The organism is Agrococcus jenensis, assembly GCF_003752465.1.
Taxonomy (GTDB): Bacteria; Actinomycetota; Actinomycetes; order Actinomycetales; family Microbacteriaceae; genus Agrococcus; species Agrococcus jenensis.
The window spans coordinates 817916-830478 of record NZ_RKHJ01000001.1; the positions used below are offsets into that span (position 1 = coordinate 817916).

At 72.5% G+C, this 12563-nt stretch carries 13 protein-coding genes; 7 read left to right on the top strand and 6 right to left on the bottom strand.

The genetic code is table 11. The features are described from left to right. The first annotated feature begins 137 nt into the window (after positions 1–137). Positions 138–1295, top strand: a complete 1158-nt coding sequence (locus EDD26_RS04020; protein WP_123696528.1) for an acyl-CoA dehydrogenase family protein — start codon at positions 138–140, stop codon at positions 1293–1295. Positions 1296–1422: 127 nt separating this feature from the next. On the opposite strand, the gene EDD26_RS04030 is transcribed toward EDD26_RS04020, so the two are convergent. After that, positions 1423–1950, bottom strand: coding sequence for a DinB family protein (locus tag EDD26_RS04030; protein WP_123696529.1), 528 nt, complete (start codon positions 1948–1950; stop codon positions 1423–1425). A gap of 129 nt (positions 1951–2079) precedes the next feature. Here EDD26_RS04030 and EDD26_RS14605 point away from each other — a divergent pair, with 129 nt between their 5' ends. The 5 genes from EDD26_RS14605 (at position 2080) to paaZ (ending at position 7392) form a co-directional block, all read left to right on the top strand. Further along, positions 2080–2232 carry a hypothetical protein gene (locus EDD26_RS14605; protein WP_170165524.1) on the top strand — a complete coding sequence of 51 codons (153 nt, stop codon included), beginning with the start codon at positions 2080–2082 and terminating at the stop codon, positions 2230–2232. Between the two features lie 102 nt (positions 2233–2334). Continuing rightward, a complete protein-coding gene (locus EDD26_RS04035) occupies positions 2335–3519 on the top strand; it encodes a thiolase family protein (RefSeq protein ID WP_123696530.1) in 1185 nt (394 codons plus the stop codon). 88 nt (positions 3520–3607) lie between these two features. Continuing rightward, positions 3608–4348: an enoyl-CoA hydratase/isomerase family protein gene (locus tag EDD26_RS04040; protein WP_123696531.1), complete on the top strand. Its 741-nt coding sequence runs from the start codon at positions 3608–3610 to the stop codon at positions 4346–4348. Beyond that, on the top strand, positions 4345–5220 hold the full coding sequence (locus tag EDD26_RS04045; RefSeq protein WP_123696532.1) for a 3-hydroxyacyl-CoA dehydrogenase family protein: 876 nt from the start codon (positions 4345–4347) through the stop codon (positions 5218–5220). The genes EDD26_RS04040 and EDD26_RS04045 overlap by 4 nt, the downstream gene beginning before the upstream one ends. A 51-nt stretch (positions 5221–5271) precedes the next feature. Further along, on the top strand, positions 5272–7392 hold the full coding sequence (paaZ, locus tag EDD26_RS04050) for a phenylacetic acid degradation bifunctional protein PaaZ (protein ID WP_245989744.1): 2121 nt from the start codon (positions 5272–5274) through the stop codon (positions 7390–7392). A gap of 60 nt (positions 7393–7452) precedes the next feature. On the opposite strand, the gene EDD26_RS04055 is transcribed toward paaZ, so the two are convergent. From EDD26_RS04055 to paaI, 5 genes are all read right to left on the bottom strand, one after another. Continuing rightward, complete coding sequence (locus EDD26_RS04055) at positions 7453–8166, bottom strand: transglycosylase family protein (RefSeq protein WP_245989745.1); 714 nt, start codon at positions 8164–8166, stop codon at positions 7453–7455. A 158-nt stretch (positions 8167–8324) separates the two neighbouring features. After that, on the bottom strand, positions 8325–8810 hold the full coding sequence (locus EDD26_RS04060) for a nucleotidyltransferase domain-containing protein (RefSeq protein ID WP_123696533.1): 486 nt from the start codon (positions 8808–8810) through the stop codon (positions 8325–8327). A 4-nt stretch (positions 8811–8814) separates the two neighbouring features. After that, a complete protein-coding gene (locus EDD26_RS04065) occupies positions 8815–9426 on the bottom strand; it encodes a TetR/AcrR family transcriptional regulator (protein WP_123696534.1) in 612 nt (203 codons plus the stop codon). Positions 9427–9484: 58 nt separating this feature from the next. Beyond that, complete coding sequence (paaK, locus tag EDD26_RS04070) at positions 9485–10825, bottom strand: phenylacetate--CoA ligase PaaK (RefSeq protein WP_123696535.1); 1341 nt, start codon at positions 10823–10825, stop codon at positions 9485–9487. Positions 10826–10929: 104 nt separating this feature from the next. Next, complete coding sequence (gene paaI, locus EDD26_RS04075; RefSeq protein WP_123696536.1) at positions 10930–11370, bottom strand: hydroxyphenylacetyl-CoA thioesterase PaaI; 441 nt, start codon at positions 11368–11370, stop codon at positions 10930–10932. A gap of 122 nt (positions 11371–11492) precedes the next feature. On the opposite strand from paaI, the gene paaA reads away from it, so the two are divergent. Further along, positions 11493–12476 (top strand): 1,2-phenylacetyl-CoA epoxidase subunit PaaA, encoded by a 984-nt coding sequence (paaA, locus tag EDD26_RS04080; RefSeq protein WP_123696537.1) that lies wholly within the window; start codon positions 11493–11495, stop codon positions 12474–12476. The last annotated feature ends 87 nt before the right edge of the window (positions 12477–12563 follow it).

The following is a 12563-nucleotide window of genomic DNA, read 5'->3' on the forward strand; positions in this document are numbered from 1 at the left end:
CGAGTAGCAGCCGGCGGAGTCGGCCGCGTATCGAGACCACCCCTCCTTGCTGGTCGAATAGCAGCCGACGAAGTCGGCCGCGCATCGAGACCACTTCCCCGCCGATCGAACACCTCCCGCCTGCCAGACTCCCTCCCATGACCACCGACCTCCTCGACATCGCCTCGCTGCTCAGCGACGAGGAGCGCGCCGTGCAGTCGCGCATCCGCGCGCTCGTCGACCGCGAGGTCAAGCCGCACATCGCCGACTGGTTCGAGCGCGGCCACTTCCCGCGCGAGCTGGTGCCGGCGCTCGCCGCCGAGGGACTCCTCGGCATGCACCTCACGTGCCACGGATGCGCCGGCCGCAGCGCCGTCGAGTACGGCCTCGCAATGGCGGAGCTCGAGGCCGGCGACAGCGGCATCCGCACGTTCGTCTCGGTGCAGGGATCGCTCGCGATGACGGCGATCGCGAAGCACGGGTCCGACGCGCAGCGCGACGCCTGGCTGCCGCGCATGGCCGACGGCTCGGCGATCGGCTGCTTCGCGCTCACCGAGCCGGATGCCGGCAGCGACCCCGGCGCGATGCGCACGGTCGCGCGCCGCGACGGCGACGACTGGATCCTCGACGGCACGAAGCGCTGGATCGGCCTCGCGTCGATCGCCGACGTCGCCGTCGTCTGGGCCCAGACCGACGAGGGGGTGCGCGGCTTCCTCGTCGAGACGTCGTCGCCTGGATTCACTGCGACGCCGATCGCGCCGAAGCTGTCGATGCGGGCGTCGATCCAGTGCGACATCGCGCTCGACGGCGTGCGCGTGCCCGAGTCGATGCGGCTACCGGATGCCCGCGGCCTGCGGGCGCCGTTCGAGTGCCTGAGCGAGGCGCGCTTCGGGATCGCGTGGGGCGCGCTCGGCGCAGCGCGCGACGCGCTCGAGACGACCCTCGCCTACGTCGGCGAGCGCGAGGTCTTCGGCCGCCCGCTCGCCGGGATGCAGCTGACGCAGGCCCGGCTCGCCGAGATGGTGCTGGCACTGCAGCAGGCGCAGCTGCTCGCGCTGCACCTCGGGAGGCGCAAGGACGCGGGGCTGCTGCGCCCGCACGAGATCTCGATGGGCAAGCTCGCCTCCTGCCGAGCGGCGATCGACATCTGCCGCGAGGCGCGGGCGCTGCTGGGCGGCAACGGCATCACGCTCGACCTCTCCCCCATGCGGCACGCGGCGAACCTCGAGAGCGTGCGCACCTACGAGGGCACCGACGAGGTGCACACGCTCGTGATCGGGCAGGCGCTGACGGGGCTGAGCGCGTTCCGCGGCTGAGTGCGGCACTGCTGATCGAGTAGCACGCGGCCGCAGGCCGCGCGCGTATCGAGATCAGGACACGGATCGTCTCGATGCGCGCGGCGGCTTCGTCACCGAGCTACGCGACGAGCGGAGGGCCGAGCGGCTACGCGGCGAGCGGCCGCACGTCGTGCACGTGGTGCTCGAGGTCGTGCAGCGCGTAGATCAGCAGCGTCTCGACCGTGAAGACGGAGCCGTTCGACCGCCTGCCCGGCCGCTCCCACGCATCCGAGGGCACCGCATCCGCCGCGCTCGCGAAGGCCGCCGCCGCGAGGTCGAGCTCGACCGCCACGTGCTCTGGCTGCTGGCTCGTGTAGTCGCCGTCGATCGCGGCGCGGTCCTGGTCCCAGTTCGCGAACTCCGGGTCGTCCTCGGCGAGCAGCTGCTCGAGCCGGCCGTGCATGACCGTGCAGACATCGCGCACGTGCGCGCCGTACTCGAGCGGCGACCAGGTGGCGTCGTCGGGTCGCGTCGTCACCGCATCACCGTGCAGGCGCGCATGCATCGCCGCGGCGGCCTCCCGGATGCGCTGGCCGAGCGCGTCGCGCTCCACCGCGGCGGGGTCGAACCCGCACTCGTCGCAGCGCTCGCGGAGCACCCACGTCCAGTCCTTCGTGTCGGGCTCGATCGGCATGGGTCGAGCATGGCACGGGCCGCGCGAGCGACGGCGATCATCCCGCAGGATGACCCGCGCGCGACCGCGGGAGGACGCGGCGGGACGGCACCGATCCATAGCGTCGGAGGTGACGAAGAGGAGCCCACCATGTCGCTGTTCGCCCTGCTCGGGACGCTCGCCCAGATCGCCCTCACGGTGCTCGCGCTCGCTGCCGGCACGATGCTCGTGCTCGGCCTCGCCGTGGCCGCGGTCGTGTGGCTCTCCGGCTCTCGCCCCACGCGGCAGCCGCACCGCAGCTGACGCCGCGCCCGGCGCGGTTGCGAGGGCATCCGACGGGGCCTACGCTATTCCTGAACGATCGGTCACTAATTCGCGGCCGTTGACGACGCAGTCAGGAGTCCCATGCCCGAGGCCTTCCTCATCGGCGGCGCTCGAACGCCGGTCGGACGCTACGGCGGCGCGCTCGCGAGCGTGCGCCCGGACGACCTCGCGGCCCTCGTGCTCGGCGAGGCGGTCGCCCGTGCGGGCATCGACCCCGGTCTGATCGACGAGGTCATCCTCGGCGGCGCCAACCAGGCGGGCGAGGACAACCGCAACGTCGCGCGCATGGCCGTGCTGCTGGCCGACCTGCCCGACTCCGTGCCGGGCATCACGGTGAACCGGCTCTGCGCATCCGGCATGTCGGCGATCATCATGGCGTCGCAGATGATCCGCTCGGGCGACGCCGACATCGTCGTCGCCGGCGGCGTCGAGTCGATGACGCGGGCGCCCTGGGTGCAGGCGAAGCCGGAGAAGCCGTGGGCCAAGCCGGGCGAGGCGTTCGACACGTCGATCGGCTGGCGGTTCGCCAACCCGAAGCTGCTAGCGCGCGACAAGGCGACCTACGCGATGCCGGAGACGGCCGAGGAGGTCGCCCGCGTCGACGGCATCACCCGCGCCGAGGCCGACGCCTTCGCGCTGCGCTCGCATGAGCGGGCGATCGCCGCCATCGACGCCGGGCGGTTCGCCGACGAGATCGTCGCGGTGCCCACGAAGCGCGGCGACGTCGCGGTCGACGAGGGCCCGCGCCGCGACACCACGCTCGAGCGGCTCGCAGCGCTGCGGCCCGTCGTCGCGGGCGGCTCGGTCGTCACCGCGGGCAACGCGTCGTCGCTCAACGACGGCGCCTCGGCGATCGTGGTCGCGAGCGAGGATGCCGTGCGTCGCCTCGGGCTGACGCCGCGCGCCCGCATCGTGGGCGGCGCGAGCGCGGGCCTCGCCCCCGAGATCATGGGGCTCGGCCCGGTGCCGGCGACCGAGAAGCTGCTCGCGCGCACGGGGCTCACGATCGACGACATCGGCGCGGTCGAACTCAACGAGGCGTTCGCGACCCAGTCGCTCGCCGTCATCCGGCGGCTCGGGCTCGACGACACGATCGTCAACGCCGACGGCGGCGCGATCGCGCTCGGGCATCCGCTTGGCTCGTCGGGTGCGCGCCTCGTCGTGACGCTGCTCGGTCGCATGGAGCGCGAGGGCGCGCGCCGCGGCCTCGCGACGATGTGCGTCGGCGTCGGCCAGGGCACGTCGATCATCCTGGAGCGCCCGTGATCCCCATCCTCAACGGAGCAGTCGGTCGCGCGAGGGCACTATCCCCTCGCACGACCGATCGCTCCGTTGAGAAGAACGGAACGAGGGCGTGAGCGGGGGGCTGCGGGTCGAGGAGCGCGACAGCTTCGTGCTCGCGACGCTCGACCGGCCCGAGAAGCGCAACGCGATCGACCAGGAGCTCATCGACGCCCTGCACCGGCTCTGCGCCCGCCTCGAGGTCGAGCGCCGCACGCTCGTCATCACCGGCTCCGGCGGCACCTTCGCGGCGGGCGCCGACATCGCGCAGCTCCGCGAGCGCCGCGCGACCGACGCCCTCGCCGGCATCAACACCCGCTGCTTCCAGCGCATCCGCGCGCTGCCGATGCCCGTCATCGCCGTGCTCGACGGCTACGCGCTCGGCGGCGGCGCCGAGCTCGCCTATGCCGCCGACATCCGCATCGGCACGCCCACGCTCAAGATCGGCAACCCCGAGACGGGCCTCGGCATCATCGCCGCCGCCGGCGCCACCTGGCGCCTCAAGGAGATCGTCGGCGAGGCGCTCGCGAGCGAGGTGCTGCTGGCCGGTCGCGTGCTCGGCGCCGACGAGGCGCTCGCCGCCGGCCTCGTCTCGGCCGTGCTCGAGCCGGAGGCGGCGCTCGCCCGCGCCGCCGAGCTCGCCGACCGCATCGCGGCCCTCGACCCCGCGGCCACGCAGGCGACGAAGCGCGCGCTGCTCGCCCCCGCGAGCGCGCATCCCGAGATCGACCTCGCCGAGCAGGCGGTGCTCTTCGAGAGCCCCGAGAAGCATCGGCGCATGACCGCGTTCCTCGAGCGGAAGGCAGGACGATGACCGACACGACGGATGCCACGGTCGGCGCGGGCGCGCCCGAGCGCGTCGGCGTGCTCGGCGGCGGCCGCATGGGCGCCGGCATCGCGCACGCGTTCGTGCTCGCCGGCAGCCAGGTCGTCGTGGTCGAGCGCGACGCCGACGCGGCGCACGCCGCCGACGAGCGGGTGCGCGCGAGCCTCGCGAAGAGCGTCGAGCGCGGCTGGGCCGAGCCGCTCGACGACCTGACCGGCCGCATCCGCGTCGCCACCGACGTCACCGCCTTCGCCGACGCCGACCTCGTCATCGAGGCGGTGCCCGAGGACGAGGCGCTCAAGGCGGAGGCGCTCGCCCGCGTCGAGGCCGTCCTGCACGACCGCGCGGCGCTCGCGAGCAACACCTCGTCGATCTCGATCGGCAGGCTCGCCGCGGCGCTCGAGCGCCCCGCCCGCTTCCTCGGGCTGCACTTCTTCAACCCGGTGCCCGCATCGACGCTCGTCGAGATCGTGCTCGGCGACGACACGGACCCGCGGCTCGCGAACGACGCGCGCGCCTGGGTCGAGGCGATCGGCAAGGCGCCGGTGACCGTCCACGACGCGCCCGGCTTCGCGAGCTCGCGGCTCGGCGTCGCGATCGGCCTCGAGGCGATCCGCATGGTCGAGGAGGGCGTCGCGAGCCCGGGCGACATCGATCTCGCGATGGAGCTCGGCTACAAGCACCCGACCGGCCCGCTGCGCACGACCGACATCGTGGGCCTCGACGTGCGGCTCGGCATCGCCGAGCAGCTGCACCGCGAGCTCGGCCCGCGCTTCGAGCCGCCCGCGCTGCTGCGCCAGATGGTCGCGGACGGCCGGCTCGGCAAGAAGAGCGGCCGCGGCTTCTACGACTGGACCTGACCCGCTGGTCGAGGCGCCGTGGCGCCTCGAGACCACCCACGACGACGACAGATGGAGACGACGATGTCCGACCTCATGACCCGCACCCGCATCCTGCCGAGCTACGTCCAGGACGGCTGGTGGGAGCCGACCGGCGACGCCGCGAGCGACGCGGCGATCGTACGCGACGCCTCCACCGGCGAGGAGGTCGTGCGCGTCTCGACGACGGGCCTCGACCTCGCGGCCGCGCTCGAGCACGCCCGCACCGTGGGCCAGCACAGCCTCGCGCCGCTCACCTTCCACCAGCGGGCGATCCTGCTGAAGCGCATGGCGCTCGCGCTCACCGAGCGCAAGGGCGAGCTCTACGAGCTCTCGAGCCGCACGGGCGCGACGAAGAACGACTCGTGGGTCGACATCGACGGCGGCATCGGCGTGCTGTTCACCTACTCGTCGAAGGGCCGCCGCGAGATGCCGCAGTCGACGATCTACCTCGACGGCCCGGTCGAGCAGCTCTCGAAGGACGGCTCGTTCCTCGCCCGCCACATCTGCACGACGCTGCCCGGCGTCGCGGTGCAGATCAACGCCTTCAACTTCCCCGTCTGGGGTGCGCTCGAGAAGCTCGCCCCCGCGTTCCTCGCCGGCATGCCCACGCTCATCAAGCCCGCGACGCCGACCGGCTACGTCGCCGAGCACATGGTCCGCATCCTCGCCGAGTCGGGCCTGCTGCCCGCGGGCGCGATCCAGCTCGTCTCCGGCTCCGCGCGCGACCTGCTCGACCACCTGCGGCTCGGCGACACCGTGAGCTTCACCGGGTCCGCGTCGACCGCCGCCGGTCTGCGCCTCCACGACGCGGTGCAGACCCACGGCGTGCGCTTCACCGTCGAGACCGACTCGATCAACGCATCCGTGCTCGGCCCCGACGCCGAGCCTGGCACCCCGGAGTTCGACGCGTTCGTGCGCGGCGTCGTGACGGAGATGACGGCGAAGGCCGGCCAGAAGTGCACGGCCATCCGCCGCGCGATCGTGCCGACCGACATGACGGATGCGGTGGCCGACGCCGTGCGCGAGCGCATCGCCGCGAAGGTGGTCGTCGGCGACCCGCGCGCCGAGGGCGTGACGATGGGACCGCTCGCGTCGACCGAGCAGCGCGACGAGGTGCTCAAGCAGGTCATGAAGCTGCGCGAGGGTGGCGGGCAGATCGTCGTCGGCGGCGACGCCGGCCAGGTGACGCTCGCCGACGGCTCGCTCGGCGAGGCGGTCGACGGCGCGTTCGTCGCCCCGACGCTGCTCGCGTTCCGCGATCCCGAGTCGGAGGCCCTGCACGAGATCGAGGCGTTCGGCCCCGTCTCGTCGCTCGTCGAGTACGGCAGCCCCGAGCAGGCGGCGGAGATCGTCGCGCGCGGCGGCGGCTCGCTCGTGACGTCGGTCGCATCCCACGACCCGGTGTTCGTCGCCGAGCTCACGCGCCGCATCGCGCCGCACAACGGCCGCATCCTGCTGCTCGACCGCGACGACGCGCGCGCCTCCACCGGCCACGGCTCGCCGCTGCCGATGCTCGTGCACGGCGGCCCCGGCCGCGCGGGCGGCGGTGAGGAGCTGGGCGGCATCCGCTCGGTGCTCCACCACATGCAGCGCACCGCCATCCAGGGCAGCCCGACCATGCTCACCGCGCTCACCGGCGTCTGGCACCAGGGCGCCGCGGCGTCGACGGATGCGCCCCACCCGTTCCGCAAGTCGCTCGCCGAGCTGCGCATCGGCGACCAGGTCGTCTCGGAGCGCCGCGTCATCACGCTCGACGACATCGAGCACTTCGCCGACTTCACCGGCGACCTCTTCTACGCCCACATGGACCAGGAGGCGGCGGAGGCGAACCCGTTCTTCCCGGGACGCGTGGCGCACGGCTACCTGCTGCTGTCGTTCGCGGCGGGGCTCTTCGTCGAGCCGGCGCCGGGTCCCGTGCTCGCGAACACCGGCCTCGACAACCTCCGCTTCATGACGCCCGTCTCGCCGGGCGACTCGCTGCGGGTCACGCTCACGGCGAAGCAGATCACGCCGCGCGAGACCGACCCCTACGGCGAGGTTCGATGGGATGCGGTGCTCACCAACCAGGACGACGAGACGGTCGCGCAGTACGACCTGCTGACCTACGTCGCGAAGGAGCAGGCGCAGGCGCAGGAGCAGTCCGGCCGCTGATGCCGCGGAGCGGCCCCTCCCACGTGCTGGGAGGGGCCGCTTCGCGTCTAGGACCGGCTGCTACTCGGCGGGGAGCACCAGCTGCTGGCCCGCCATGATCAGGTCGGGGTTCGACAGCGTGTCCTGGTTCACGGCGAAGATGCCGAGCCAGCCGCTCTCGACGCCCTGCGCCTCGGCGATCTCGAAGAGCGTGTCGCCCGGCAGGACCGCGTAGGTCACGTCGCCCGGCTCGACGTCGGGCAGCTGCAGCGCTGCCGGCGCCTGCTGTGCGGGCGCCGCCGCCTGCTGCGCGGGTGCCGCCTGCTGGGCGGGCGCGGCCGGCGCCGCGGGGGCGGCCTGCTGCTGCGGGGCCGGAGCGGCCTGCTGCACCGGCGCTGCAGCGCGCGGCTCGGCGGCGCCGCTCGCGCCGATCTGCGCCGAGCACGAGGGCCATGCGCCCCAGCCCTGGCCGGCGAGCGTGTTCTCGGCCACGCGGATCTGCTCCGCGCGCGACGCGTCGGCAGGGTTGCCGCTGCCGCCGTAGGCCTGCCAGGTCGACAGCGAGAACTGCAGCCCGCCGTAGTAGCCGTTGCCGGTGTTGATCGACCAGTTGCCGCCCGACTCGCACTGCGCGAGCGCGTCCCAGGTCGAGTCCGATGCCGCGTTCGCAGCGGTCGGCACGAGCACGGCGCCCGCGACGGTGGCGACGCCGGTGGCGACGAGCCCCGCGATCGCGCGCTTCGATCGGCGGGCGCGGGTGCCGGAGGTGATGCCGGACGTGGTGTGCTTGCTCACGATGAACTCCAAGGCCCCGTCTCGCGCACGCGGAGCGCGCGACCGCCCGGCCGGAAGACTTGGATTCGATGGCACGAAGGACTCTCGGGGCGGATGCGACGGCCGTCCTTCGCGGTGCAAGTCGCCCACACTACCCCATTGTCACGATTCGGTAACGATCACGTCGTCGTCGGCGCGGCCTCCAGCGATCTGAGCAGCGCTAGGTCATGCCGGTCGACCGCCCGCAGCTCGTAGCCCGCACGCAGCGCGATGAGCCGCGCGGCGTCGGCCACGACCACGGGGAAGCCCGCCACGCGGCCGATCGTGCGCGACGCGACGGGATGCACGATCGAGCCACCGTCCAGCAGCGCCTGGACCCCGTCGCCGTTCGGCTCGAGGCGCATCGGGTGCGGGTCGACCGCCCGGCCCTCCGCGCGCAGCTCGACGCGCACGGGCAGCCAGTCCTCCGCCACGCCGTAGCCGTCCTGCTCGAGCCAGGCGACGGCATCCGCGACCGCCGCCGCGTCCAGGAACACGTCGAGATCGCCGTGCGGCCGCGTCTGCCGCCCGACCAGCGCATCCACCGCCCAGCCGCCGTTGCACTGGTAGACGACGCCGCGCGCAGCGAGCCACGCGGCGATGCGCGCGACCTCCGAGCCCTCCATGTGCCTAGAGCGAGGACGGCTCGCGCAGTCCGGTGCGCACGAGCTCGAGCACCGAGTCGGCGAGCTGCTCCGGCGTGATCGAGCCGCCCGGCCGGTACCACTCGGCGATCGAGTTCACCATGCCGAAGGTCAGGCGCTCGGCGATGCGCGGATCCATGTCGGGCCGCAGCGTGCCCTCGTCGCGCGACGCCTCGAACAGCAGCCGCAGCTTGCGGTCGATCTCGCGCCGGCGGCGCATCGCCTCGAGCTCGATCGGGGTGTTGCCGCGCAGGCGCAGCAGCAGCGTCACGAAGGGCTTCCGCTCGCACAGCACGAGCACGGCGCTGCGCACGACATAGCGGATGCGGTCGACCACCGGTCCCGACGTCGCCTCCGGCGCGTCGAACACGGCCTCGAGCGCGTCGAGCGCCTGGGCGAGCGCCACCTCGAGCATCTGCTCCTTCGAGGCGAAGTGGTGGTAGATCGCCGACTTCGACAGCCCGAGCCGCTCGGCGATGACGCCGAGCGACGTCGCGTCGTAGCCGCGCTCGTTGAACGCCGCGACGACCACCTCGAGCATCGAGTCGCGGTCGTAGCCCGGGCGGCCGCGGCGGGCGGGCTCGGCGGTGGCGGTCATCGATCCATCCTCCAGCATCGGGCGTGGTCTCGATACGCGGCCGGGCTCCGCCCGGCTGCTACTCGACCACCGCAGCGGACTCGCGCAGGTCGTAGACGCGCTTGTACTTGCCCTCCGAGCGCGGCAGCGACCCGGCCGGCACGACCTCGACGTCGACGGTCGTGCCGATCCGCTCCTTCACGCGCAGCTTGAGCACCTCGGCGGCCGCGGTGGAGACGACCGGCTTGAGCCCGGGCGTGCACTCGATCTTCACGACCAGGCCGTCCATGCGCCCGCGCTTGACGAGCTCGAGCACGAAGTGCGGCGTCAGGTGCTCGATCTCGAGCGCGATCTCCTCGATCTGCGTCGGGAAGAGGTTCACGCCGCGGAGGATGATCATGTCGTCGTTGCGGCCGGTGATCTTCTCGATGCGTCGCATCGTCGACTGCGCCGAGCCGGGCAGCAGCCGCGTCAGGTCGCGCGTGCGGTAGCGCAGCACCGGGAACGCCTGCTTCGTGAGCGACGTGAAGACGAGCTCGCCCATCTCGCCGTCGGGCAGCTGCCGACCGGTCTCGCCGTCGATCACCTCGGGCAGGAAGTGGTCCTCCCAGATCGTCGGCCCGTCCTTCGTCGTCGCGAACTCGCTGCCGACGCCGGGGCCCATGACCTCCGACAGCCCGTAGATGTCGACCGCGTCGATGCCCATCCGCCGCTCGAGCTCGTGCCGCATCTCGTTCGTCCACGGCTCGGCACCGCAGATGGCGACCTTGAGCGACGTCTCGCGCGGGTCGAGCCCCGCGTCCTCGAACGCATCCGCGATCGTCAGCAGGTACGAGGGCGTGCACATGATCGCGTCGGGCTCGAAGTCGCGGATGAGCTGCACCTGCCGCGCCGTCTGCCCGCCGGAGACGGGGATGACGGTCGCGCCGAGCCGCTCGATGCCCGCGTGCGCGCCCTGGCCGCCGGTGAAGAGGCCGTAGCCGTAGGCGTTGTGCACCTTCATGCCCGGTCGCACGCCCGCGGCGCGCAGCGAGCGCGCGACGACCTCTGCCCACACATCGAGGTCGGCCTTCGTGTAGCCGACGACGGTCGGGCGGCCGGTCGTGCCGGACGACGCGTGGATGCGCGCGACCTCGGCCATCGGCACCGCGAACATGCCGAACGGGTACGACGCCCGCAGGTCCTCCTTCGTGGTGAAGGGCAGCAGCTGCAGGTCGTCGAGCGAGCGGATGTCGTCGGGCGTCACCCCGGCCTCGTCGAGCTTCCGCGTGTAGGTCGGCACGTTCGCGTAGGCGTGGCGCACGGTCTGCTGGAGCCGCTCGAGCTGCAGGGCGCGCAGCTCGTCGAGCGAGAGCCGCTCGCCGGTGTCTCGCAGATCCGGGTCGCGGAGGTCATCGGATGCGGTGGTCTGGTCAAGCATCGTCGCTCTCTTTCCTCGTGCTTCGTGATGCCGAGCTTCCCTGAAGTGCGGGTTTCGGGGGCGGAAACCCGCGGTTGGGGGAAGCTCGGCGTCTCGCGGGTGGGTCAGGCGGGGCCGCCGGCGCCGGTCGGCGTCGCGGGGGCAGGGCGATTGGTGGCGAACGAGCGGCCGCGGAACTCCGCGACGGTGTCGCCGGTCTCGTCGACGACCGACACGTCGTAGATGCCGTTGCGGCCGGAGCGCCAGCGGCGCTCGGCGGTCGCGGTGAGCGTCTGCCCGACGTGCGTGGCCTTCGCGAACGTGATGTCGGCACCGGAGGCGACCGTCACCGTGGCGTCCTCGTTGCACGCGTAGGCGAAGGCGGTGTCGGCGAGCGTGAAGACGAGCCCGCCGTGGGTGATGCCGAAGCCGTTCACCATCGCATCGGTGATGGGCATCGTGAGCACGGCGCGGCCGCGCTCGAGCTCGGCGATCTCGATGCCGAACGCCTCCTTGGCCCGGTCCGTCTCGGCCATGATCGTGGCCAGCCAGCTCTCGTCTCGCATCCGTGCTCCATCGCCCGTGTGATCTGTCGTGCTCGAGCGGCCGTTGCGGGTCCGCTCCGGGTGAGTCTATACTTACTGAACGTTCGGTAACTAATTCCGAATCCCAGGAAGGGGAGGCGACGATGACGCTCACCGCACCCGACGCATCCGCCACGGGCGACCTCGACGAGGCCGAGCTGCAGGCCCGCTTCGATGCGCTCATCGAGGCCGACCAGCGCATCGAGCCGCGCGACTGGATGCCCGACGCGTACCGCAAGACGCTCATCCGCCAGATCTCCCAGCACGCCCACTCCGAGATCATCGGCATGCAGCCCGAGGGCAACTGGATCTCGCGCGCCCCGAGCCTGAAGCGCAAGGCGATCCTCATGGCCAAGGTGCAGGACGAGGCCGGCCACGGGCTCTACCTCTACTCCGCCGCGCAGACGCTCGGCATCAGCCGCGACGAGATGACCGAGCAGCTCATCGAGTCACGCGCGCGCTACTCCTCGATCTTCAACTACCCGACGCCGACGTGGGCCGACATGGGCGCGATCGGCTGGCTCGTCGACGGCGCCGCGATCTGCAACCAGGTGCCGCTGTGCCGCGCCTCGTACGGCCCCTACGGCCGCGCGATGGTGCGCATCTGCAAGGAGGAGTCGTTCCACCAGCGCCAGGGCTTCGAGATCCTGCTCGAGCTGAGCCAGGGCACCGAGGCGCAGCACCGGATGGCGCAGGAGGCCGTGGACCGCTGGTACTGGCCGTCGCTCATGATGTTCGGCCCGCCGGACGACGAGTCGCCGAACTCGGCGCAGTCGATGGCGTGGAAGATCAAGCGCTTCTCGAACGACGAGCTGCGCCAGCGCTTCGTCAGCATGCTCGTGCCGCAGGCCGAGGTGCTGGGGCTCACGCTCCCCGACCCGAACCTCCGCTGGAACGAGGAGCGCGGCGAGTGGGACATGTCGGAGATCGACTGGACCGAGTTCAACGAGGTGCTCGCCGGCCGGGGGCCCGCGAACGCCCAGCGCATCCAGCACCGCCGCGACGCGCATGAGGACGGCGCGTGGGTGCGCGAGGCAGCCGCCGCCTACGCCGAGAAGCAGGCCGCGCGCGCCCGCCAGGCCGCCTGACCCACACCGACACGACCGTCGAGCTTCCCCGAACTCCGGGTTTCGGCGCAGGAGACCCGGACTTCAGGGAAGTTCGACGGAGCAGGA

Excerpts from the sequence above, each read along its gene's own strand:
- paaZ (WP_245989744.1), top strand. The coding sequence starts at position 5,272 with ATGGAGACGACGATGTCCGACCTCATGACCCGCACCCGCATCCTGCCG.
- paaI (WP_123696536.1), bottom strand. The coding sequence starts at position 11,370 with ATGCGAGACGAGAGCTGGCTGGCCACGATCATGGCCGAGACGGACCGG.
- EDD26_RS04045 (WP_123696532.1), top strand. The coding sequence starts at position 4,345 with ATGACCGACACGACGGATGCCACGGTCGGCGCGGGCGCGCCCGAGCGC.
- EDD26_RS14605 (WP_170165524.1), top strand. The coding sequence starts at position 2,080 with ATGTCGCTGTTCGCCCTGCTCGGGACGCTCGCCCAGATCGCCCTCACG.
- paaA (WP_123696537.1), top strand. The coding sequence starts at position 11,493 with ATGACGCTCACCGCACCCGACGCATCCGCCACGGGCGACCTCGACGAG.
- EDD26_RS04030 (WP_123696529.1), bottom strand. The coding sequence starts at position 1,950 with ATGCCGATCGAGCCCGACACGAAGGACTGGACGTGGGTGCTCCGCGAG.
- EDD26_RS04035 (WP_123696530.1), top strand. The coding sequence starts at position 2,335 with ATGCCCGAGGCCTTCCTCATCGGCGGCGCTCGAACGCCGGTCGGACGC.
- EDD26_RS04065 (WP_123696534.1), bottom strand. The coding sequence starts at position 9,426 with ATGACCGCCACCGCCGAGCCCGCCCGCCGCGGCCGCCCGGGCTACGAC.
- paaK (WP_123696535.1), bottom strand. The coding sequence starts at position 10,825 with ATGCTTGACCAGACCACCGCATCCGATGACCTCCGCGACCCGGATCTG.
- EDD26_RS04020 (WP_123696528.1), top strand. The coding sequence starts at position 138 with ATGACCACCGACCTCCTCGACATCGCCTCGCTGCTCAGCGACGAGGAG.
- EDD26_RS04060 (WP_123696533.1), bottom strand. The coding sequence starts at position 8,810 with ATGGAGGGCTCGGAGGTCGCGCGCATCGCCGCGTGGCTCGCTGCGCGC.